At 72.3% G+C, this 20,109-nt stretch carries 20 protein-coding genes and 1 riboswitch; of the genes, 8 read left to right on the forward strand and 12 right to left on the reverse strand.

The genetic code is table 11. The features are described from left to right. Positions 1 to 164 precede the first annotated feature (164 nt). The 3 genes from V4Y04_RS08730 to V4Y04_RS08740 all read right to left on the reverse strand — a co-directional run bounded on the left by V4Y04_RS08730 (position 165) and on the right by V4Y04_RS08740 (position 2,466). The gene (locus tag V4Y04_RS08730) at positions 165 to 575 is read right to left on the reverse strand and encodes a DUF3040 domain-containing protein (RefSeq protein WP_332426800.1); all 411 of its coding nucleotides are present in this window, start codon (positions 573 to 575) and stop codon (positions 165 to 167) included. Between the two features lie 291 nt (positions 576 to 866). After that, positions 867 to 1,637 carry a methyltransferase gene (locus V4Y04_RS08735; protein WP_332426801.1) on the reverse strand — a complete coding sequence of 257 codons (771 nt, stop codon included), beginning with the start codon at positions 1,635 to 1,637 and terminating at the stop codon, positions 867 to 869. A 181-nt stretch (positions 1,638 to 1,818) separates the two neighbouring features. Beyond that, positions 1,819 to 2,466 carry an SAV_6107 family HEPN domain-containing protein gene (locus V4Y04_RS08740; RefSeq protein ID WP_332426802.1) on the reverse strand — a complete coding sequence of 216 codons (648 nt, stop codon included), beginning with the start codon at positions 2,464 to 2,466 and terminating at the stop codon, positions 1,819 to 1,821. 182 nt (positions 2,467 to 2,648) lie between these two features. Between V4Y04_RS08740 and V4Y04_RS08745 the strand changes: the two genes are divergently transcribed. Then, the gene (locus tag V4Y04_RS08745; RefSeq protein ID WP_332426803.1) at positions 2,649 to 3,278 is read left to right on the forward strand and encodes a TetR/AcrR family transcriptional regulator; all 630 of its coding nucleotides are present in this window, start codon (positions 2,649 to 2,651) and stop codon (positions 3,276 to 3,278) included. A 493-nt stretch (positions 3,279 to 3,771) separates the two neighbouring features. Continuing rightward, the gene (locus tag V4Y04_RS08750; protein ID WP_332426805.1) at positions 3,772 to 5,313 is read left to right on the forward strand and encodes a phytoene desaturase family protein; all 1,542 of its coding nucleotides are present in this window, start codon (positions 3,772 to 3,774) and stop codon (positions 5,311 to 5,313) included. 82 nt (positions 5,314 to 5,395) lie between these two features. Here the strand turns inward: V4Y04_RS08750 and V4Y04_RS08755 are convergent, their stop codons facing one another. The 6 genes from V4Y04_RS08755 to V4Y04_RS08780 all read right to left on the reverse strand — a co-directional run bounded on the left by V4Y04_RS08755 (position 5,396) and on the right by V4Y04_RS08780 (position 10,638). Then, positions 5,396 to 6,358 carry an SCO2102 family sporulation regulator gene (locus V4Y04_RS08755; RefSeq protein ID WP_332426807.1) on the reverse strand — a complete coding sequence of 321 codons (963 nt, stop codon included), beginning with the start codon at positions 6,356 to 6,358 and terminating at the stop codon, positions 5,396 to 5,398. A gap of 56 nt (positions 6,359 to 6,414) precedes the next feature. Then, positions 6,415 to 7,338, reverse strand: coding sequence for a methylenetetrahydrofolate reductase [NAD(P)H] (gene metF / locus V4Y04_RS08760; RefSeq protein WP_332426809.1), 924 nt, complete (start codon positions 7,336 to 7,338; stop codon positions 6,415 to 6,417). 191 nt (positions 7,339 to 7,529) lie between these two features. Beyond that, complete coding sequence (thiE, locus tag V4Y04_RS08765; RefSeq protein ID WP_332426810.1) at positions 7,530 to 8,210, reverse strand: thiamine phosphate synthase; 681 nt, start codon at positions 8,208 to 8,210, stop codon at positions 7,530 to 7,532. Positions 8,211 to 8,563: 353 nt separating this feature from the next. Then, positions 8,564 to 8,929, reverse strand: coding sequence for an Rv2175c family DNA-binding protein (locus tag V4Y04_RS08770; protein ID WP_332426811.1), 366 nt, complete (start codon positions 8,927 to 8,929; stop codon positions 8,564 to 8,566). 83 nt (positions 8,930 to 9,012) lie between these two features. Beyond that, the gene (locus V4Y04_RS08775) at positions 9,013 to 10,254 is read right to left on the reverse strand and encodes an NAD(P)/FAD-dependent oxidoreductase (protein ID WP_332426812.1); all 1,242 of its coding nucleotides are present in this window, start codon (positions 10,252 to 10,254) and stop codon (positions 9,013 to 9,015) included. A gap of 39 nt (positions 10,255 to 10,293) precedes the next feature. Beyond that, positions 10,294 to 10,638 (reverse strand): hypothetical protein, encoded by a 345-nt coding sequence (locus tag V4Y04_RS08780; RefSeq protein ID WP_332426813.1) that lies wholly within the window; start codon positions 10,636 to 10,638, stop codon positions 10,294 to 10,296. A 59-nt stretch (positions 10,639 to 10,697) separates the two neighbouring features. Next, positions 10,698 to 10,809: riboswitch (TPP riboswitch) on the forward strand. Here V4Y04_RS08780 and thiO point away from each other — a divergent pair. From thiO to V4Y04_RS08805, 5 genes are all read left to right on the forward strand, one after another. Further along, the gene (gene thiO / locus V4Y04_RS08785) at positions 10,807 to 12,003 is read left to right on the forward strand and encodes a glycine oxidase ThiO (RefSeq protein WP_332426814.1); all 1,197 of its coding nucleotides are present in this window, start codon (positions 10,807 to 10,809) and stop codon (positions 12,001 to 12,003) included. Its footprint overlaps the riboswitch before it by 3 nt. Beyond that, the gene (thiS, locus tag V4Y04_RS08790) at positions 12,000 to 12,260 is read left to right on the forward strand and encodes a sulfur carrier protein ThiS (protein WP_332426815.1); all 261 of its coding nucleotides are present in this window, start codon (positions 12,000 to 12,002) and stop codon (positions 12,258 to 12,260) included. Before thiO ends, thiS begins: the two co-directional genes overlap by 4 nt. Before the next feature lie 2 nt (positions 12,261 to 12,262). Beyond that, entirely contained in the window at positions 12,263 to 13,057 is a 795-nt protein-coding gene (locus V4Y04_RS08795) for a thiazole synthase (protein WP_332426816.1), read from the forward strand. A gap of 560 nt (positions 13,058 to 13,617) precedes the next feature. Further along, entirely contained in the window at positions 13,618 to 15,615 is a 1,998-nt protein-coding gene (pknB, locus tag V4Y04_RS08800) for a Stk1 family PASTA domain-containing Ser/Thr kinase (RefSeq protein WP_332426818.1), read from the forward strand. Positions 15,616 to 15,753: 138 nt separating this feature from the next. Next, the gene (locus tag V4Y04_RS08805) at positions 15,754 to 16,635 is read left to right on the forward strand and encodes a deoxyribonuclease IV (RefSeq protein ID WP_332426819.1); all 882 of its coding nucleotides are present in this window, start codon (positions 15,754 to 15,756) and stop codon (positions 16,633 to 16,635) included. Between the two features lie 37 nt (positions 16,636 to 16,672). Here the strand turns inward: V4Y04_RS08805 and V4Y04_RS08810 are convergent, their stop codons facing one another. Next, entirely contained in the window at positions 16,673 to 17,320 is a 648-nt protein-coding gene (locus tag V4Y04_RS08810; RefSeq protein ID WP_332426820.1) for a sulfite oxidase-like oxidoreductase, read from the reverse strand. A gap of 184 nt (positions 17,321 to 17,504) precedes the next feature. On the opposite strand from V4Y04_RS08810, the gene bfr reads away from it, so the two are divergent. After that, positions 17,505 to 18,017: a bacterioferritin gene (gene bfr / locus V4Y04_RS08815; RefSeq protein WP_332426821.1), complete on the forward strand. Its 513-nt coding sequence runs from the start codon at positions 17,505 to 17,507 to the stop codon at positions 18,015 to 18,017. A 237-nt stretch (positions 18,018 to 18,254) separates the two neighbouring features. On the opposite strand, the gene V4Y04_RS08820 is transcribed toward bfr, so the two are convergent. Together V4Y04_RS08820 and V4Y04_RS08825 are read right to left on the reverse strand one after the other, a co-directional pair. Then, positions 18,255 to 18,491 (reverse strand): (2Fe-2S)-binding protein, encoded by a 237-nt coding sequence (locus V4Y04_RS08820; RefSeq protein WP_332426822.1) that lies wholly within the window; start codon positions 18,489 to 18,491, stop codon positions 18,255 to 18,257. A 207-nt stretch (positions 18,492 to 18,698) separates the two neighbouring features. Beyond that, positions 18,699 to 20,051, reverse strand: a complete 1,353-nt coding sequence (locus V4Y04_RS08825; protein WP_332426823.1) for a class II 3-deoxy-7-phosphoheptulonate synthase — start codon at positions 20,049 to 20,051, stop codon at positions 18,699 to 18,701. Positions 20,052 to 20,109 lie beyond the last annotated feature (58 nt).

The raw sequence follows: 20,109 nt of genomic DNA on the forward strand, positions 1-20,109 counted from the left end.
ACGGCCGGAAGTCGTCCTGCCCCCCACCCCTTCGTACCGCTCCTCGCCATGACCGGCGCCCGGCGCCGGCCCGAGTACGGACATGCGTCAGGGGGCGACCACCGAGCCGGTGGTCGCCCCCTGACGCATGTCCGTACAACAGGTCCTGAAGTGGTGTGGGGGAGCTACTGCCCGCCGCCCTGTTCGTCGCGGCGGCGCTGCCAGCGCTCCTCTATGCGGTTCATCACAGAGCGCCGCTGCCTGCCCTGCCGGCCGGACTGCGGCACGCCGGTGGAGCCGACGTCGGCCGCCTGCTCACCGGGCTTGGGCGCCTTGCGCCAGCCGGTCACCCCGAGCACCGCGCAGCCCAGCATGACGAGGAAGCCCACCACGCTGAGCCAGACCTGCTGGGCGACCATTCCGGCCATGAGGAGCGCAATACCTACGAGGAAGCCCACGACCGCCTGGTAGACCCGCCGACGGGTGTACGTACGCAGGCCACTTCCCTCGAGCGCCGACGCGAACTTGGGATCTTCGGCGTACAGCGCTCGCTCCATTTGCTCGAGCATGCGCTGCTCGTGCTCCGAGAGCGGCACGGCGTCCTCCTCATCGTGCAGTCGCCGGGGCGACCCGGGGGGTCCCTTCAGGATAGGCAGGGATTCGCCCCCATGAAACCCGCCCCTCTGCGCCAATTGGCCGACCGGCACCCGCCATGGGCGTCCTGACCCTCTCGAGGCTTCTCATTCCCCGACGGCCAGGCCGTCATGCCGGACGGTCTCCCTCGATCATACGGTGCCCAGCCGCCATTCGGGGGGCCCGGGGCGGACTCCGCGCATCGTGCGACCGACGGACGCGTCGCTGATCAGCGACGCGTCACAGGCGGCTGCTCAGGCCTCTTCGGCCCCCGGTGCCTCACCGAGCACATGGAGCTGGGTGGCCACCGAGTGGAAGGCCGCGTTTTCGGCCGCCGCGGCCTCCAGCTTCAGCAGCGCGTCGAGGGCTCCGGGTTCGGTGTCCACCAGCCCGCCGGGGACGAGGTCGGCGAAGACCCGCACCCCGTGCACGGCGCCGACCCGCAGCCCCGCTCCCTCGACCAGACCGCTGAGCTGGTCGGCGGTGAAGCGGTGCGGCACGGGATCGCCGGTGCCCCATCGGCCGTTCGGGTCGTCGAGCGCCTGCCGGGCCTCCTTGAAGTGACCGGCGAGGGCGCGGGAGAGCACGGCGCCACCGAGGCCGGCGGCGAGCAGACTGAGGAAGCCTTCGGGGCGCAGGGCGGCCACCGTGTTGCGCACGCCCTCGGCCGGGTCGTCGACGTACTCCAGGACTCCGTGGCACAGCACCACGTCGTAGCCGCCGCGCTCGGCGACGTCGAAGAGGCCGTGGGCGTCGCCCTGGACGCCGCGGACCCGGTCGGCGACATCGGCCTCGGCGGCGCGGCGTTCCAGGGCGAACAGCGCGTCGGGGCTGGGGTCGACGACGGTGACCCGGTGGCCGAGGCGGGCCACGGGCACGGCGAAGTTGCCGCTGCCGCCACCGGTGTCGAGGACGTCCAGCGCCGGCCGTCCCGTGGCCTTGACCCGGCGCTCCAGGGCGTCCTGGAGGACCTCCCAGACCACGGCGGTACGGAGAGCGGCGCGGGGGCGCAGGGTGTCCGACACGGCAGTTGACTCCTCGGCGCGGCACCGCCTCGTTGACGGCGGAGCGATCGGGCGGCCTCCCCGGCCCGGACAAGGGAACGCGGAGGCTTCAGGCGTCTTCCACCCTATTGCCTGCGCCGCATTGCCCGCGCCGCGCTGCCCCGCCACCGCCGGGCGGGGCAGCGCGGGGCCGGGAGAGCGCTCAGCCCGCGTCGGGCATCTCGCGGCTCGGGCCGCCGCCCGGGTGGTGGCCGTCCGGGCGGCGGCTGCCGGGGTCCCGGCCGTTCGGCTCATGGCCGCCCGGGTGATCGGGGTGGCCGGGATGGCCGGGATGGTCCGCGTCCGTGCGGGGCTGCGGGAGGACGGGCTGGAGCACGAGCATCCGCTCGACCAGTCGCAGGAACATCGCCACGTCCCGTATCAGGTCGTCGGCGTCCCGGCCGCCGGCCGCGCCCCGGATGCCCGCTTCCGCGCGGGCGCGGCGCTGGGCGCCCGAGGCGAACAGGACGCTCCATTCGGTGAGTTCGGGAGCGATCTCGGGGAGCACTTCCCAGGCGCTCCGGATTCTGCTCCGGGCCCTGGGCGAGGTCTCGGGCCGCCCCCGTGCGGCGAGCACGGCGGCGGCGGTGCGCAGCGCGGCGAGGTGGGCCGTCGCGTAACGCTCGTTGGGGGTGTCGAGGACGGTGGCCTCGTCGAGTCCGGCACGGGCCTGGGCGAGCAGGTCGAGGGCGGCGGGCGGGGCGGTGGCGCGGCGCAGCACGGGGTGGACATCGTTTGCGGGGCCGGTCAGTGAGGGGGCAGGGCCGGTGGCGCGGCGCCGGCGGGCGGCGGCTGCGGACGAGTGGGCCATGACGAACCTCCTGTCGTCTTCGTGACGGCTTCTGTGGCCGTATGGGTCCATCGTGAGGTATGCCACTGACAAACCGTTCCGACCTGGACTTTTACTTCGATCGGCCGTTCGGTGCCGGGCGGTCCGGCCAGGAGGTCGATCCTGTGGCGGGGCGGGCCGGCGGTGCTGTGAGAATCAGGAACATGGAACGCAGCAGCACCACGTCGGGCGGTAGCACCCGCCGCGAGGCCACCCGGCGGAAGCTCTACGAGGCGGCCGTCACGCTCATCGCCGAGCAGGGTTTCTCCGCCACCACCGTGGACGAGATCGCCGAGCGGGCGGGGGTCGCGAAGGGCACGGTCTACTACAACTTCGCGAGCAAGTCGGTCCTCTTCGAGGAGCTGCTGCGGCACGGGGTCGGGCTCCTCACCGCCTCTCTGCGGGAGGCGGCCGAGCGGACGGCCGGGGCGGGCGGCAGCAGGGTCGACGCCCTGGACGCGATGGTCCGCGCGGGGCTGGTCTTCATCGACCGCTACCCGGCCTTCACCCAGCTGTACGTGGCCGAACTGTGGCGCACCAACCGGACCTGGCAGTCCACGCTGCTGGTGGTCCGGCAGCAGGCGGTGTCGGTGGTCGAGGACGTGCTGCGCGAGGGCGTGGGCAACGAGGAGTTCAGTGCGGAGATCGACGTTCCGCTGACGGCGGCGGCGCTGGTCGGCATGGTGCTGGTGGCCGCGCTGGACTGGCAGGCCTTCCAGCCGGAGCGCTCCCTGGACGACGTGCACTCGGCTCTGTCCCGGCTGCTGCAGGGACGTGTGAGCGGCCACCGCTGAGGCGACGGACGACCGCATCCGCAGACCGCATCCGGCAACCGGCGGCCGGCGGCGGTCGTCGACCGGCCCGGGGCACGAGAAGTGCCGGTCCGACGGTGGCTGCGTCCCCCGCGAGCCACCGTCGGACCGGTGCCTTCCCTGCTCCCCCGTACGTCCCCTGTGGGACTCCCGTCGCGGTCGTCCCCGGGTTCCCCCGTGCCTCGCTTCCACCGACACCTGCACCGTCGGCGGAAGGAGCGGATCGCGGGCCCGGTCCGTTCCGGCGCCCCGTGTCGCCGGTTCCGGAGCCGTGCCCCTCTCCGTGGTCTCCACTCTCTCGTTTTCGCAGGCCGTGGCCCATCCGTGCGCGTACTCATCTCGGGGACCAGGTACGGATACTCACTCCTGCGCACCCGGCCCCACACGGCACGGCCGCCGGCAGGCCGGCCACCGGGACGTGGGGGGACGGTACTCGGGTCCGGAGATGCCCGTAGGGGCGGATAAAGTCCCTGACATGGCACGGATTGCGGTGATCGGCGCCGGGCTGGGCGCGATGGCGGCCGCCGCCCGGCTCGCCGTCGCGGGCCACCGGGTGACGGTGTACGAGCGGACGGACACGTACGGCGGCGCGCTGCGCCGGATGGAGCGGGAGGGCTTCTCCTTCGACACCGGCCCCGGGCTGCTCCCGCTGCCTGCGGTCTACCGCGATCTGTTCCTGAAGACGGGCAGGGAGCCGCTGGAGGCCCGCGTCGAGCTGGTCCAGGTCGACCCGTCGTCGCACCACGTGTTCGCGGACGGTACGTGCGTCCCGTTGCCGAACGCGTCCCGCGCGGGTGTCGTCCACGCCCTGGACGCGGCCCTCGGACCCGCCGCCGCCAAGCGCTGGGGCGACTTCCTGGTGCGGGCCCGCGAGGCCTGGGACAGGACCCGCAGGCCGCTCCTGGAGGAGCCGTTGTGGCCCGACTGGCAGGTGCTGGCCGGGCGCGAGCCCTACCCGGCCGTCCCCCACAGGAAGCTGCTGCGCGCGCGCACGGCGGGCACGCTCGCCGAGGTCGGCGCCTGGGAGCTGCGCGATCCCCGGCTGGTCTCCCTGCTGGAGGGTTACGCGCTCGAGCACGGCCTGGACCCCCGGTCCACTCCGGCGAGCGCGGCGGTGCTGCCGTACATGGAGCACGCCTTCGGCACCTGGTACGTCCGTGGCGGCATGCGGGAGCTGGCCCGCGCGGTGTACGAGCGGTGCCTGGCCCGCGGGGTGGAGTTCCGTTTCGGTGCCGAGGTCACCGGGGTACTGGAGAAGGACGGCCGGGTGGCGGGCGTGGAGTTCACCGAGAGCGCCTCCCCCGGCTCCGACTCCGACTCCGGGAGCGGTGGCGGGGCGGTGGCCGAGGCGGATCATGTGATCGCCGGGGTGACGCCCGGCGTGCTGGACCGGCTGACCCGGGGGGCGCGGGTGCGGGGCGAGGGCGAGGTTCCCGGCCGCTTCGGCACAGCGAGCCGTCTGACGGTGCTGCTGGCACTGCGCGGCGGACGTCCCGGGGGGACACCGCACCGGACGGTCGTGCACACCCGGGACCGGGAGGCCGAGCTGGAGTCCCTGTTCGGCTCCCCCGCGGGCCTGCCCGCACACCCCACGGTCACGGTCCTGCGCCCCGACGACCCGGCCCTGGTCCCCGACACGGACCACGAGGCGGTCACCCTCACCTCGGCGGTGCCCGCGGGCTCCTCGGGGCCGGGCCTGGACGAACACGCGCGGAACATGATCATCGCCGCCGAGCGGGCCGTACCCGGCCTGCGCGACCGTCTCCTGCGCAGCGAGGTCCGCACCCCGGACGACATCACGGAGGCCACGGGCGCGGAGGGCGGAGCGGTGCCCGTCCCGGCGCTCGCCGCGGCGGGCGGGCGCCTGCTGCACCCGTCCAACAGCACCGGCATACCGGGGCTGTTGACGGTGGGCGGCTGGTCGCATCCCGGCGGGGGCCTCCCGCACGCCGGGATGTCGGGCGCGCTGGTCGCGGGCCTGATCGTCGAGGGACCGGAGTTCCGAGGATCCCAGTGAGCGGCGGCGGCCCGGGGCGGATCACCGGCCGGGGCGGACCACCGGCCGGGACCGACGGTCGCGGCGGACCGGGCCGGCCGGGTCAGTAACGGTACTGCTGCTCGTCGTACCCGTTCCCGTTGCCCGGGGTCTGGCCCTGTTGACCGTTGTCCTGGTACGGCTGCTCCTGCGGGAGTTCGCCGCCGTACAGGTCGTCGGTGTTGCGCTGCTGCGGGACCCACAGGCCGCCCGCCGGGGTCTCGCCGCCGTAGCCGCCGTACTGGTCCTGGCCGTAGCCCTGCTGGCCGTACTGCTGCTGCGGGTCGGTGTATCCGGTGTCGTACGAGGTCCCGTCGTAGGTCGGGTTGCCGATGTACGGGTCGGAGTAGGCCGCGTACTGCTGTTGCTGACCCGTGTCGTAGGACTGCTGCTGGCCGTAACCGGAGTAGTCGTAGGCGTAGTTCTGGCCGGTGTCATAGCCCTGGTCGGCGCTCTGGGCGGTGGCCGCGTACTGGTCCTGGGCGGGGGTGCCGTACCCGTTGTCGCCGTAGACGCCGTACGAGCCGGTGTCGTCGGGCATGGGCTGCGGCTCGTAGACGGCGGTGGTCTCGGCGGCCGTCTGCTGCTCGCCGCGCACGGGCGTGAACACGTCGTCGCGGTCGTAGTCGTCGGCTCCGTAGGAGTTTCGGTCGTGGCGCCGCTCGGCGCCCTCGTCGCCGTACCCGTCGCCGGTGGCCTCCAGGTCGGAGACCTCCAGGGCCGGCTCCTCCCGCACGCGGTCATCACGGCCGCCCTTGACGGCGGACAGCAGCGGGGCGTTGACCGCCCAGCCGGCCGCGAAGCCGCGGCGGAACGACAGCGTGACGTAGGTCTGGCCGATCGCGAAGGCGATGGCGCCCAGGCCGATCACGACGACGGACGGGATCAGTACACCGAGCACGACGCCCAGAAAGCCCCCGAAGGCGAGCAGTCGCCAGCGCAGCCGTGCCTTGTACTGCAGCAATACCTCGCCGAGCAGCCACAACGCGACCACACCGAACGCGATGTAGAGGACCGTCCAGCCCATGTACGCCCCTCTCCCAGTGGCCGCTACGCAGTGTGTCGTACACCGGTGCGACCGGTCTAGGCCCGCGGTGGGTGATGCAGGCCCAGGTTCTCGTAGATTTCCAGTGCCGCCGTGGAGTTGTTCAGCGTGATGAAGTGCAGTCCGGGCACTCCCTCGGCCAGCAGCCGTGCGCAGAACTCCGTGGCGAACTCGATACCGATGGAGCGTACCGCCGCCGGATCGTCCGCCGCTGTGAGGATCCGCTCTTTCAGGGCATCCGGGAACGAGGCGTTACTGAGCTGCGGCAACCTCTCCAACATCTTCACACTGGTCACCGGCATGACCTCCGGAATCACCGGTGTCCCGCAACCCGCCGCGTCGACCCGGTCACGCAGGCGCAGATAGGACTCGGGCTGGAAGAACATCTGGGTGATCGCGTAGTCGGCACCGGCCCGGCACTTGTCGACGAAGCGTGCGACGTCCGTGTCCCAGTCGGAGGACCTCGGGTGCATCTCCGGGAAGGCGGCGACACCCACGCAGAAGTCGCCCGACTCCTTGATGAGCCGGACGAGTTCGGCGGCGTAGGTCAGGCCCTGCGGATGCGGGATCCAGTCGGCCGTCGGGTCGCCGGGCGGGTCGCCCCGCACGGCGAGCATGTTGCGGATCCCGGCGTCGGCGTACTGGCCGATGATGTTGCGCAGTTCGGCGACGGAGTGGTCGACCGCGGTGAGGTGGGCGACCGGGGTGAGGGTGGTGTCGGCGACGATCTGCTCGGTCTCGTGGACCGTGCCCGCGCGGGTGGACCCTCCGGCGCCGTAGGTGACGGAGACGAAGTCCGGAGCGACCGCCTCGACCCTGCGCAGCGCGCTCCAGAGGTTCCGCTGCCCCTTGGGCGTTTTGGGCGCCGCGAACTCGAACGAGTACGTCGTTTTTCCGGCGGCGAGCATGTCACGCACGGTGCGCGCGTGATCAGTCCTGACGGATGCTGTTCCGAGGGCCATACCGGCAGGTTAGCCAGGGGGCGCCGGTCCCCCAACCGGATGCGGGGGATTTGCCGGAATTGCCGACTTGTTGTCCACCCTTTGGACACGCGGTGCCGAACGGGGACGGCGGGCACAGTGGCGGCGGGCGCAGTGACGGGCGGCGGAAGCGGTGCCGGCGGCGGGTGAGAGGGAGGGGCGCCGGTGGCGCGTCAGGGGTGGACGGCCGGCGCCGCCTGCCGCAGCCGCCTCGCGAACTCGGCCGCCGCCGCGCCCGGGTCGTCCGCCTCGGTGACGGCCCGTACGACGACGATCCGGCGGGCGCCGGCCTCCAGGACCTCGTCGAGGTTGCCGAGGTCGATACCGCCGATGGCGAACCAGGGGCGGTCGGTGCCGAGTCCGGCCGCGTACCGGACCAGGCCGAGGCCGGGGGCGTGGCGGCCGGGCTTGGTGGGGGTGGGCCAGCAGGGGCCGGTGCAGAAGTAGTCGACACCGTCCTGCACGGCGGCCGCGGCGGCCTCGGACTCGGCGTGCGTGGAGCGGCCGATCAGGGTGTCCTCGCCGAGGAGGGACCGGGCCGCGGGGACGGGGAGGTCGCCCTGTCCGAGGTGCAGTACGTCGGCGCCGGCGGCGTGGGCGACGTCCGCGCGGTCGTTCACCGCGAGCAGCTTGCCGTGCCGGGCGCAGGCGTCCGCGAGGACCTCCAGGTGCTCCAGTTCCTCGGCGGCCTCCATGCCCTTGTCCCTGAGCTGGACGATGTCGACGCCGCCGGCCAGCACCGCGTCCAGGAACTCCGCGAGGTCGCCCTGCCTCTTGCGGGCGTCGGTGCACAGGTAGACCAGGGAGTTTGCGAGGCGGGCGCGCGGGGCGGTGCCTGCGGCGGTGTCGGGCATGCGGGAATCCCCCTGTGTGTCGATGGCGGCCGGGCCCGGCCGGCGCGGGGCCGGGTCCCGGTGGGGCGTCGGCGTATGCTTCACGGCCCACCGGGACCGGCGGAGCGCACGCCGCAACGGACCCTATGCCGCTACCCCGGCGACCGGGAGAGCGGCCGTGAGCGGGGCCGGGCGTCCGCCCGGCCCGCGGGGTTCTCCCGGCACCCCGTGGCAGCGGCGCCGGGTGCCGGTTTCACGGCCGGGTACCCGCGCACGAGTGCGAGGGCGGGCCCGGTCGCGTGCCCGCAACCGGGTGCGGGCACGCGAGGAAGTGCGGACCGGGCCGGCGCGGGTCCCGGTGTTCCGCCCCGGGGTCAGACGGCGAGCGCCTGGGCGCGGCGCTTCACCTCCGTACCGCGGTTCTCGCTCAGTGCCTGCGCGGGCGTGCCCGGCAGGCTCTCGTCGGAGGTGAAGAGCCATTCCAGCATCTCTTCGTCCGTGAATCCGTCGTCCCGCAGGAGCGTCAGGGTCCCGGAGAGGCCCTTGACGATCTTGTCCTCGTCGATGAAGGCGGCGGGGACGTGCAGTGCGCGGTTCTCACCTCGGCGTACGGCGATGAGCTGGCCGTCCTTGACCATCTGCCGGACGCGCGTCACCTCGACACCGAACATCTCGGCGATGTCGGGAAGGGTGAGCCAGGCGGGGACGAGAACATCGGTCTTTGCGTCAATCTCGGTCACGGGACAAGCCTGCCATCTGGCACCGACAGCCGGAAGTCGGACCCCTCCACCCGGGCGGACGTTCAACCCGGACGCCCGGATACTCACACCTTTGCCGACTTCAGGGGTCGCGCCGGGTCGGCCAGCAGCGTCTCGTCCATCACCGTGCCCGCCTCGATCAGCCGGCGCCCCTGGGCCAGGTCGCGGGGGCGGCCCACCGCCAGCAGCGCGACCAGCCGGGACGCACGGAGCCAGCAGACCGTCCACGCCGGGCCGTCGGCCTCCCCCCGCCACACCGTCCGGTCGGCGTCCGCGTGGTGCCCGGCGTACTGGACGAAGCGTCCGAACTGCTCGGACCAGAAGTACGGCACCGGGTCGTACACCGCCGGGGACGCACCGGTGGCCGCCCCGATGATGTTCGCCGCGACCGTGCGCGGGCCCTGGAGGGCATTGTCCCAGTGGTGCACCAGCAGGCGTTCGCCGTACCGCTTCGAGGGGAAGGACGCGCAGTCGCCCACCGCGTACACGTCCGGCACGGAGGTCGTCAGACGGGCGTCGGTGACCACCTCGCCGTGCTCGCCGAGTTCGATCCCCGAGCCGGCCAGCCAGGCGGTGGCGGGGCGGGCACCGATACCGACGACGACGGCGCCCGCGGGCAGTCGCGAGCCGTCGTCGAGCACCACCGCGCCGGGCTCGACGCGCTCCACGCGCGCGTGCGTCCGCAGCACCACTCCCGCGTCGTCGTACCAGGCGGTCATCGGGGCGGCCACCTCGGCGGGCAGCGCCTCGGCCAGGGGCCGGTCGGCGGCCTCCACGACGGTGACCGCGCAGCCCGCCTCGCGCGCGGCCGTGGCGAACTCCGCGCCGATCCAGCCGGCACCGACGACCACGACGTCCTGCCGGCGCGCGAGCACCGGCCGCAGCCGTTCGACGTCGTCCAGGGTGCGCAGCAGATGGACGCCCGGGACCCCTTCCGCGCCCGGCAGCCGGACCGGTTCGGCGCCGGTCGCGACGACCAGGACGTCGTAGGGGACCGGCCCGGCCTCCGTGTCCAGCTCGTGGTCGGCGGGGCGCAGCCCGAACACCTGGCAGCCGAGCCGCAGTTCGATGCCGAGCGTCTCGAAGTCGACGTCGAAGGCGGAGTTCTCCGCCGTGCCCAGCAGCACCGCCTTGGACAGGGGCGGCCGGTCGTACGGCTGGTGGGGTTCGGCGCCGATCAGTGTCACGGTGCCGGTGAAACCCTGCTCCCGGAGGGCGACGGCTGTCTGTACGCCGGCCATTCCGGCCCCCGTCACCACCACGCGCCGCGGCCCGGACGGTCCCCGTTCCTGCGTCTGCTCGCTCACCTGATCACCATAGACACCCGCCCCGTGACCGGACAGGTCCTAGAGGGCCGTGAGCTGCTCCACCACGCTGGTGCCGCTGCCCGGCTGCGACTCCCACTCCCAGGTCTCCTCCAGCCGCACCCGCCCGTCGGGCAGTTCCACGACCGTCGACTCGCAGTGGCCCGAGGAGGTGGTGCCGTCGTGCTTGAGCTGCACGTACCGGAAGTCCAGCCGGTCCCCCTCCCGGGTGCCCACCAGGTGTCCGCGCACGACGTCACCGCCCGCGTACTCGGCCCAGATCCGGCCGTCCCGCTCGTGGTAGACGAACCGGGTGCGGGTGCCGACCTGCCCCGGTGCCTGGTCGGCGACCGGGGAGAGAACCAGGCCGTCGAGCGAACCGGCCATGTGAGGGCTCCCTGTGAGTTCGTTGTTCCGGCATTGTTCCGGGGCTAGGCTGGCCACCGTAAAGCACTCGCGGGAGCCCGGACGCACCGGGCTGAGAGGGAGGCTGGCGGCCTCCGACCGTATGAACCTGATCCGGGTCATGCCGGCGAAGGGAGGGGCTGGACGCCCATGTCGCCCACACACACCTCGGGCTCCCCACGCGCTCCGGGGCGTTCTCCGGACGTCCTCGTCGTCGGGGGCGGGATCATCGGCCTGGTCACGGCCTGGCGGGCCGCGCAGCGCGGGCTGGCCACGACCGTGCTGGACCCCGAGCCGGGCGCCGGCGCCGCCCGGGTGGCCGCCGGGATGCTGGCCGCCGTCACGGAACTGCACTACGGCGAGCAGACCCTGCTCGGTCTGAACCTCGCCTCCGCGCGCCGCTACCCCGGCTTCGCGGCCGAGCTCACCGAGGCCACCGGCCACGACCTCGGTTACCGCCGCTGCGGCACCCTCGCGGTCGCGCTGGACGCCGACGACCGTGCCCATCTGCGCGAACTGCACGTCCTGCAGCAGCGGTCGGGGCTCGACGCGCAGTGGCTGTCCGGGCGGGAGTGCCGACGCCTGGAGCCGATGCTCGCACCGGGTGTGCGCGGCGGGCTGCGGGTGGACGGCGACCACCAGATCGACCCCCGGCGCCTGGCGGCCGCGCTGGTGACCGCCTGCGAGCGGGCGGGAGTGGTGTTGCACCGCGCGTGGGCCGAGCGGCTCACCGTCGCCGGGGAGCGGGCCACGGGTGTGGTCACCGCCGAAGGCACCGCGCTGAGCGCCGGGCAGGTGGTGCTCGCCGGGGGCAGCCTCAGCGGACGGCTCGCGGGGATCCCGGCGGATGTGCTGCCTCCGGTACGTCCGGTGAAGGGACAGGTGGTCCGGCTCACGATGCCGGACCGGTTCGGCCCGTTCCTGAGCCGGACGGTACGCGCGGTGGTGCGCGGCAGCCATGTGTACCTGGTGCCGCGCGAGAACGGGGAGCTGGTGATCGGGGCGACCAGCGAGGAACAGGGCTGGGACACGACCGTCACCGCGGGCGGGGTGTACGAACTGCTGCGCGACGCCCACGAAATCGTCCCCGGGATCACCGAACTTCCGCTCACCGAGACCCGGGCCGGGCTGCGCCCCGGTTCCCCCGACAACGCGCCGCTGCTCGGCCCGTCCGCGCTGGCGGGGCTGGTCCTCGCGACCGGGCACCACCGCAACGGCGTGCTGCTCACGCCGGTCACCGGCGACGTCCTGGCCGAGGCCCTGACCACCGGTGAACTCCCGGCCGAGGCCCGTCCCTTCACACCCCGGCGGTTCGCCGCCGCCGCACTCACGGAGCAGTCCGCATGAACGATCCGGCGAATGTCACGACCGGCCCCACCGTCTCCGTCTCCGCCTCCGTCTCCGTCTCCGTCTCCGTCAACGGGGAACCGCGCGAGGTGGCTTCCGGTACGGCGCTCGACGCGCTGATCGCCACCCTGACCCCGGCTCCCTCCGGGGTGGCCGCCGCCCTCAACGAAACCGTCGTCCCGCGCGCGCGGTGGCCGCTCACGTCCCTCTCCGAGGGGGACCGGGTGGAAGTCCTGACCGCCGTCCAGGGAGGCTGACCATGGCCGACGATCCGTTCGTTCTCGGCGGTATGTCCTTCACGTCCCGGCTGATCATGGGGACCGGTGGGGCGGCCGGCCTCGAGGTGCTGGAGCGGGCGCTGGTGGCGTCCGGTACGGAGCTGACGACAGTCGCGATGCGGCGGGTGGACCCCTCGGTGCACGGCTCGGTCCTGTCGGTGCTGGACAAGCTGGGCATCCGGGTGCTGCCGAACACGGCGGGCTGCTACACCGCCGGCGAGGCGGTGCTCACCGCGCGCCTCGCGCGGGAGGCGCTCGGCACCGATCTGGTCAAGCTGGAGGTCATCGCCGACGAGCGCACCCTGCTGCCGGACCCGATCGAGCTGCTGGAGGCGGCGGAGACCCTGGTCGACGACGGGTTCACGGTGCTGCCGTACACCAATGACGACCCGGTGCTGGCGCGGAAACTGGAGGACGCCGGCTGTGCGGCGATCATGCCGCTCGGTTCGCCGATCGGGTCGGGGCTCGGCATCCGCAACCCGCACAACTTCGAGCTGATCACGCAGCACGCGCGCGTGCCGGTGATTCTGGACGCGGGCGCCGGTACGGCGTCGGACGCGGCGCTGGCGATGGAACTGGGATGCGCGGGGGTGATGCTCGCCTCGGCGGTGACGCGGGCGCAGGAGCCGGTACTGATGGCCGCCGCCATGCGCGGTGCGGTCGAGGCGGGGCGGCTGGCCAGGCGGGCGGGACGGATTCCGCGGCGGCACTTCGCCGAGGCGTCGTCTCCTGCGGAGGGCCTCGCCGCGCTGGATCCGGAGCGGCCCGCGTTCTGAGGGGACCGTCGTCACCGGGTTGCTCCCACCCGTGCACCGCCCGTCTCCGGCCGGGCGGGAGGCGGGAGCTTCCCGTGGGGCGCACCGCCATCGCGGCTGCCGTGCCATGGCCCGGACCACCTCCCACCTCATCCCGTCCCACCTCATCCCGTCCCACCACGCCCCTGAACCGGAACCCGGGCCCGCGTCGGGACGCGTTCCAGGCCGAATCCGAATTCGCTTCGGGACGCGTTCCGGAGCCGGGACGCACTCGCGCCGGAGCCTGACCCCCATACCGGGCCGGGCCCGCGTCGGAACGCGTCGCCGCGCCGGAACCGGACCCGCCACGGAGCACGGAGCGCGGCCCCGGTCCGCACCCGCACCCGCACCCGCACCCGCACCCGCACCCGCACCCGCACCCGCACCCGCACGAGGGTACGGAAGGCTGGGACGCGTTCCGGAGCCGGAACCGCACCCGCCCCGGCCTGTGTGCGTGGGTTGCGTCACAGGTCGGCTGCAGTCGCGGACCGATCCGCGACGAAGCGGTCGGAGGTGTCGGCGGCTGCTCGTAGACTCCCTGCGTGGACACGACCCTTCAGGACCCTCTGGTCGGGCAGGTGCTCGACGGTCGGTATCGCGTCGAAGCGCGTATCGCGGTCGGCGGGATGGCCACGGTCTACCGGGCCGTGGACACCCGCCTCGACCGCGTGCTCGCGCTCAAGGTGATGCACCCGGCGCTCGCCGCCGACGGTTCCTTCGTCGACCGGTTCATCCGCGAGGCGAAGTCGGTGGCCCGTCTGGACCATCCGAACGTGGTGCAGGTCTTCGACCAGGGCACCGACCGGGGGTACGTGTATCTGGCGATGGAGTACATCGCCGGCTGCACCCTGCGGGACGTGCTGCGCGAGCGCGGGGCGCTGCAGCCGCGTGCCGCGCTGGACATCCTGGAGCCGATGCTGGCCGCGCTCGGTGCCGCGCACCGGGCCGGTTTCGTGCACCGGGACATGAAGCCGGAGAACGTCCTGATCGGGGACGACGGCCGGGTCAAGGTCGCCGACTTCGGCCTGGTCCGGGGCGTGGGCACGGTGACGAACACCACCGGCACCGTGCTGGGCACGGTCTCGTACCTGGCACCGGAGCAGATCGAGAGCGGTACCGCCGACCCTCGCGTGGACGTCTACGCGTGCGGCATCCTGCTCTACGAGATGCTGACCGGTGAGCGGCCGCACGAGGGCGACTCACCCGCGATCGTGCTCTACAAGCATCTGCACGACGACGTACCGCCGCCGTCGGCCGTCGTCCCCGGTATGGCGTACGCGCTGGACGAGCTGGTCGCGTCGGCGACCGCGCGCAACCCGGAGATCCGTCCGCACGACGCGGTGGCGCTGTTCGCCCAGGTCCGCGTGGCCCGCGGCGGCCTCGACACGGCGCAGCTGGACGCGGTCCCGCCCCAGGCGCTGTCGTCGGAGCACCACAACGCGGACGACCGTACGAGCGTCATCCCGCGCGCGCTGACCTCCCCCACGCTCGGCTTCGCTCGCGCGGGGGGACCCCCATCCCGCCCGCTGCCCGTGAACGAGGACGACGAACAGCAGGGGCGCGGCGGCGGTGCGGACTCCTACCACCGCACCAGCCGGCTCCGGACCCCGGCGCCGCTGCCGCCCCGGCGCGGCCCGGGGCTGCGCGCTCCGGCGCTGCTGCGCGGCCCGATGACGATCGTCGTCGTGGTGCTGCTGGTCCTCGGGGCCGGAGCGGGCGTCTGGTACATCAACTCGGGCCAGTTCACCAAGGTCCCGCCGCTGCTGGCGAAGACCGAGCAGGAGGCCCGGGACCGGCTGGCGGAGGCCGGGCTGGACGTCGGCCGGGTCGAGGAGGCGTACAGCGACTCCGTGAGGCGGGGCACGGTGATCCGTACGGACCCGGCAGCGGGCGCCCGTATCCGCGGCACCGACTCGGTCTCGCTGACCCTCTCCAAGGGGCCACAGACCGTGAAGGTGCCCGATGTGGACGGCGTCGCGCTGGACAGGGCGCGGTCCGCGCTGAAGAAGGCGGGCCTGGAGCCGGGCATGGTCACCCGGGAGTTCAGCGAGGACGTGGCCAAGGGTTCCGTGATCTCCACCGGGCCGGCCGGGGGTACCGAGGTCCGTGCGGGCTCGGCGGTGGCACTCACCGTGAGCAAGGGCAACCCGGTGGACATCCCCGACGTGACCGGCGATGAGGCGGCGGACGCGCGCGCCGCGCTGGAGGAGGCCGGCCTCGAGGTGGAGGTCGCCACCGAGCGGGTCACCTCCGAGCACGACGCGGGCCGGGTGGCCCGGCAGAGCCCGGAGGCGGGCGGTGAGGCCGTCGAGGGGGACACCGTGACGCTGACGCTGTCCAAGGGACCCGAGATGATCGAGGTTCCCGACGTGGTCGGCAACAGCGTGGACGAGGCCACGGAGACGCTGGAGGCGGCCGGGTTCCGGGTCGAGGAGGACCGCGGGCTGCTCGGCCTGTTCGGCGACACCGTCAGGGGACAGTCCGTGAAGGGCGGGGGCACCGCGCCCAAGGGCTCGACGATCACCCTCAAGATCCGCTGAGCCACCGACCCGGTGAACCACCGGCCCGCCGAGCTGCCGACCCGCTGAACCACCGGCCCGCCGAGCTGCCGGCCCCGCGAGCTGCCGTTGCGCTGGTCCGGCGGCGGCCGCCGGGCGGCGGCATGACACCCTGGACGGGTGAAGAGTCACCTGTCCGGCCCTGCCCGCAATCCGGTCGGCGGCCATGTCCCCGTGGCCGGCGGTCTGCATTCCGTCGGTCTGTCCTACGCCCGTGAGCTGCGCGCGGAAGCCGTTCAGGTCTTCGTCGCCAACCCGCGCGGCTGGGCGACGCCGACCGGCAACCCGAAGCAGGACGCGGCCTTCCGCGAGGAGTGCGCGGCCGAGTCGATCCCGGCGTACGTGCACGCCCCGTATCTGATCAACTTCGGGTCCCACACCCGGGCGACCGTCGAGCGGTCCGTCGAGTCGCTGCGGCACTCGCTGCGGCGCGGGCGCGAGATCGGGGCGCTGGGCGTGGTGGTCCACACCGGCAGCGCGACGGGCGGACGGGAGCGGCCGGTGGCGCTGGCACAGGTACGGGAGTATCTGCTTCCGCTGCTCGACGAGCTCACCCATGACGACGACCCGTTCCTGCTCCTCGAGTCGACGGCCGGCCAGGGTTCCTCCCTCTGCTCGCGGACCTGGGACTTCGGGCCGTACTTCGAGGCGCTGGACGCCCATCCGAAACTGGGCGTCTGCCTGGACACCTGCCATGTCTTCGCGGCCGGCCACGATCTGACCGGGCCGAGCGGGATGCGTCGAACCCTGGATCTACTGGTGGACACGGTCGGCGAGGGACGGCTGAAACTGATCCACGCCAATGACTCCATGGATGTGGTCGGCGCACACAAGGACCGTCACGCGAACATTGGTGCCGGCCATATCGGCGAGGACCCGTTCCGCGCGTTGATGGCGCACCCCGCGACCGAGGGCGTCCCGCTGATCATCGAGACACCCGGCGGCAAGGAGGGCCATGCGGCGGACGTGGAGCGGCTGAAGAAGCTCCGGGAGTCGTCGTAGTCGTCCGCGGTCCCGGGAGGACGCACACCGGACCGGCTCAGAGCTCGGGGCCCTCCCCGGGCTCCTCCTGGTACGAGTAGCGCTGTTCCTTCCAGGGGTCGCCGACGTTGTGGTAGCCGCGCTCCTCCCAGAAACCGCGGCGGTCGGTGGTCATGTACTCCACCCCGCGAACCCATTTGGGCCCCTTCCAGGCGTACAGATGGGGGACGATCAGACGGAGCGGGAACCCGTGCTCGGCGGTCAGCAGCTCGCCGTCCTTGTGGGTGGCGAAGAGGGTCCGCTCGGACGCGAAGTCCGCCAGGCGCAGGTTGGAGCTGAATCCGTACTCGGCCCAGACCATCACATGGGTGACGTCGGACGCCGGTGGGGCGAGTTCCAGGAGGGTACGGACCGGAATGCCGCCCCATTCGGCGCCGAGCATGCTGAACTTGGTGACACAGTGCAGGTCGGCCACGACGCTGCGGTACGGCAGGGCCGTGAACTCCTCGTGGTTCCAGCAGCGCTTGTCACCGTCGGCGGTGGCGCCGAACACCCTGAACTCCCAGCGCTCGGGCCGGAACCTGGGCACCGGACCGTAGTGCGTGACCGGCCAGCCCTTCTGCAGTCGCTGTCCCGGCGGGAGCTCGAACCGTGCCCCTTCCTCCGCTGTGCGCTCCCCCGATTCGCGTTCCGCCGGCTGACCCATGCTTCCATCCTGACAGACCCGGCGTAACGCATCGGACCGGGGTCACACGAAATCGCGCAATACACCCCAAAGCGCAGTAAGCATAGCCTTACTTACTAAGTCAGTACTTACTGGACGATCTTCTCCACCGGTGGAATCATGCGGCGCACCTGGACCGTTCATCCGTACGGAAGGAGCCCCCGCGATGCAGGGCGACCCCGAGGTCATCGAATTCCTCAACGAGCAGCTGACCGCCGAGCTGACCGCGATCAACCAGTACTTCCTGCACTCGAAACTGCAGGACCACAAGGGCTGGACCAGGCTCGCCGAGCACACGCGCGCCGAGTCCTTCGACGAGATGCGGCATGCGGAGGTGCTCACCGACCGCATCCTGCTGCTCGACGGCCTGCCCAACTACCAGCGGCTCTTCCATGTGCGGGTCGGGCAGACGGTGACGGAGATGTTCCAGGCCGACCGGGAGGTCGAGGTCGAGGCCATCGACCGGCTGCGCCGGGGCGTGGAGGTCATGCGCCACAAGAACGACATCACGTCCGCCAACATCTTCGAGGCGATCCTCGCCGACGAGGAGCAGCACATCGACTACCTGGACACCCAGCTGGAACTCATCGAGAAGCTGGGCGAGGCACTGTACCTGTCGACGGTGATCGAGCAGTCCCAGCCGGACTCCTCGGGGAAGGGCACGCCCTCGGCCTACTAGGGTCTGTCCGGCGGATCGAGTCGGAGGTGACCGGCGGCGTCTGTCCGGCTGGGCCGAGCGAGGGCGATGAGGGCCCCTTCCGCGCGAGCGTGTTCGAACGTGGGGGAGCGTTCAGACGCAAGGCGGAGGAGGGCGTCGACGCGATGAGGGTCCCCTTGCTCGAAAAGCTTGAGGGAGGGCGTGCCGGCCCCCGTATCTCCGGCATGATCCGCCGGACAGACCCTGGACCTACAGGGCTTACGCGGCTTCGGGGAGCTCCGTCGCGAGGGGCGGCCGGCCCTGGTCGGCCAGCTGGCGTCGGGGGCAGGCCCCCCGGCCGAGCAGCGCCTGGATGCGTCGCACGCAGCCGCCGCAGTCGGTGCCGGCCTTGCAGGCGGAGGCGATCTGCCGGGGAGTGCAGGCCCCGGCATCCGCGTGACTCTTCACCTGTTCCTCGGTCACTCCGAAGCAGCTGCAGACGAACACGCGGTTCACCTCCCGACGTAGCGTGGGTCGTGCCGCCCCGACTCCTGATCGGTGAGGCAAACCTAACCTTACCCGTCGCCCGGAGGGCATAAAAGTGGGGTGGGTGCGGATTTCATGTGATCCGCGCCCCACCCCTCGCCGTTCCGGTAGGTGAGCGGCGGGTGGCCGATACCGGCGCCTACTGGTCCGGTACCGGCCACCCGCCGCTTTCGGCGCCTACTGGTCCCGGTACATCTCGGCGACGAGGAACGCCAGGTCCAGCGACTGGCTACGGTTGAGCCGCGGGTCGCAGGCCGTCTCGTAGCGCTGGTGCAGATCGTCGACGAAGATCTCGTCGCCACCGCCCACGCACTCGGTGACGTCGTCGCCGGTGAGCTCCACGTGGATACCGCCGGGGTGGGTGCCGAGCTCCTTGTGGACCTCGAAGAAGCCCTTCACCTCGTCCAGCACGTCGTCGAAGCGGCGGGTCTTGTGGCCGGAGGCCGCCTCGAAGGTGTTGCCGTGCATCGGGTCGGTCACCCAGGCGACGGTGGCGCCGGAGGCGGTGACCTTCTCGACCAGCTCGGGCAGCTTGTCGCGGATCTTGTCCGCGCCCATGCGGACGATGAAGGTCAGCCGGCCGGGCTCGCGGTCCGGGTCGAGACGCTCGATGTACTGCAGCGCCTCCTCGACCGTCGTCGTCGGGCCGAGCTTGACGCCGATGGGGTTGCGGATCCGCGAGGCGAACTCGATGTGCGCGTGGTCCAACTGCCGGGTGCGCTCACCGACCCACACCATGTGCGCGGAGACGTCGTACAGCTGTCCGGTGCGCGAGTCGACGCGGGTCAGCGCCGACTCGTAGTCCATCAGCAGCGCCTCGTGCGAGGAGAAGAACTCGACGGTCTTGAACTCCTCCGGCTCGGCCCCGCAGGCCTGCATGAAGTTCAGCGCCTGGTCGATCTCGCGGGCGAGCTGCTCGTAGCGCTGGCCCGACGGGGACGACTTCACGAAGTCCTGGTTCCAGGCGTGCACCTGGCGCAGGTCGGCGTAGCCGCCGGTGGTGAAGGCGCGCACCAGGTTCAGAGTGGAGGCGGAGGCGTGGTACATCCGCTTCAGCCGCTCGGGGTCCGGGATGCGGGCCGCCTCGGTGAAGTCGAAGCCGTTGACGGAGTCGCCCCGGTAGGTGGGCAGGGTCACGCCGTCGCGGGTCTCGGTCGACTTGGAGCGCGGCTTGGAGTACTGGCCGGCGATCCGGCCCACCTTCACCACGGGCACGGACGCGGCGTACGTCAGTACGGCACCCATCTGGAGCAACGTCTTGAGCTTGGCCCTGATGTGGTCGGCGGACACCGCGTCGAAGGACTCCGCGCAGTCGCCGCCCTGGAGAAGGAACGCCTCTCCCTTGGCGACGGCCGCCATCCGGGCGCGCAGCTGGTCGCACTCGCCCGCGAAGACGAGTGGCGGATACGACTCGAGGTCCGCGATCACTGCGCGCAGAGCCTCGGTGTCGGGGTACTCGGGCTGCTGCGCCGCGGGCAGGTCTCGCCAGGTGTTGCCAGCGCTCGGGCTGGTCTTAGCGTTCACGGTCACGCCTCAACATTACGGGGTGGGATGGTGCCTTCCGGGCGATGCCCAGCAAGTGAGACGG

The organism is Streptomyces sp. P9-A2 (genome assembly GCF_036634175.1).
GTDB lineage: Bacteria > Actinomycetota > Actinomycetes > Streptomycetales > Streptomycetaceae > Streptomyces > Streptomyces pratens.

What these genes read in the sequence shown, in the direction of transcription:
- V4Y04_RS08740 (WP_332426802.1), bottom strand. Translation starts at nt 2,466, where the DNA reads ATGGCCCACTCGTCCGCAGCCGCCGCCCGCCGGCGCCGCGCCACCGGC.
- V4Y04_RS08745 (WP_332426803.1), top strand. Translation starts at nt 2,649, where the DNA reads ATGGAACGCAGCAGCACCACGTCGGGCGGTAGCACCCGCCGCGAGGCC.
- V4Y04_RS08750 (WP_332426805.1), top strand. Translation starts at nt 3,772, where the DNA reads ATGGCACGGATTGCGGTGATCGGCGCCGGGCTGGGCGCGATGGCGGCC.
- V4Y04_RS08755 (WP_332426807.1), bottom strand. Translation starts at nt 6,358, where the DNA reads ATGGGCTGGACGGTCCTCTACATCGCGTTCGGTGTGGTCGCGTTGTGG.
- metF (WP_332426809.1), bottom strand. Translation starts at nt 7,338, where the DNA reads ATGGCCCTCGGAACAGCATCCGTCAGGACTGATCACGCGCGCACCGTG.
- thiE (WP_332426810.1), bottom strand. Translation starts at nt 8,210, where the DNA reads ATGCCCGACACCGCCGCAGGCACCGCCCCGCGCGCCCGCCTCGCAAAC.
- V4Y04_RS08780 (WP_332426813.1), bottom strand. Translation starts at nt 10,638, where the DNA reads ATGGCCGGTTCGCTCGACGGCCTGGTTCTCTCCCCGGTCGCCGACCAG.
- thiO (WP_332426814.1), top strand. Translation starts at nt 10,807, where the DNA reads ATGTCGCCCACACACACCTCGGGCTCCCCACGCGCTCCGGGGCGTTCT.
- thiS (WP_332426815.1), top strand. Translation starts at nt 12,000, where the DNA reads ATGAACGATCCGGCGAATGTCACGACCGGCCCCACCGTCTCCGTCTCC.
- V4Y04_RS08795 (WP_332426816.1), top strand. Translation starts at nt 12,263, where the DNA reads ATGGCCGACGATCCGTTCGTTCTCGGCGGTATGTCCTTCACGTCCCGG.
- V4Y04_RS08810 (WP_332426820.1), bottom strand. Translation starts at nt 17,320, where the DNA reads ATGGGTCAGCCGGCGGAACGCGAATCGGGGGAGCGCACAGCGGAGGAA.
- bfr (WP_332426821.1), top strand. Translation starts at nt 17,505, where the DNA reads ATGCAGGGCGACCCCGAGGTCATCGAATTCCTCAACGAGCAGCTGACC.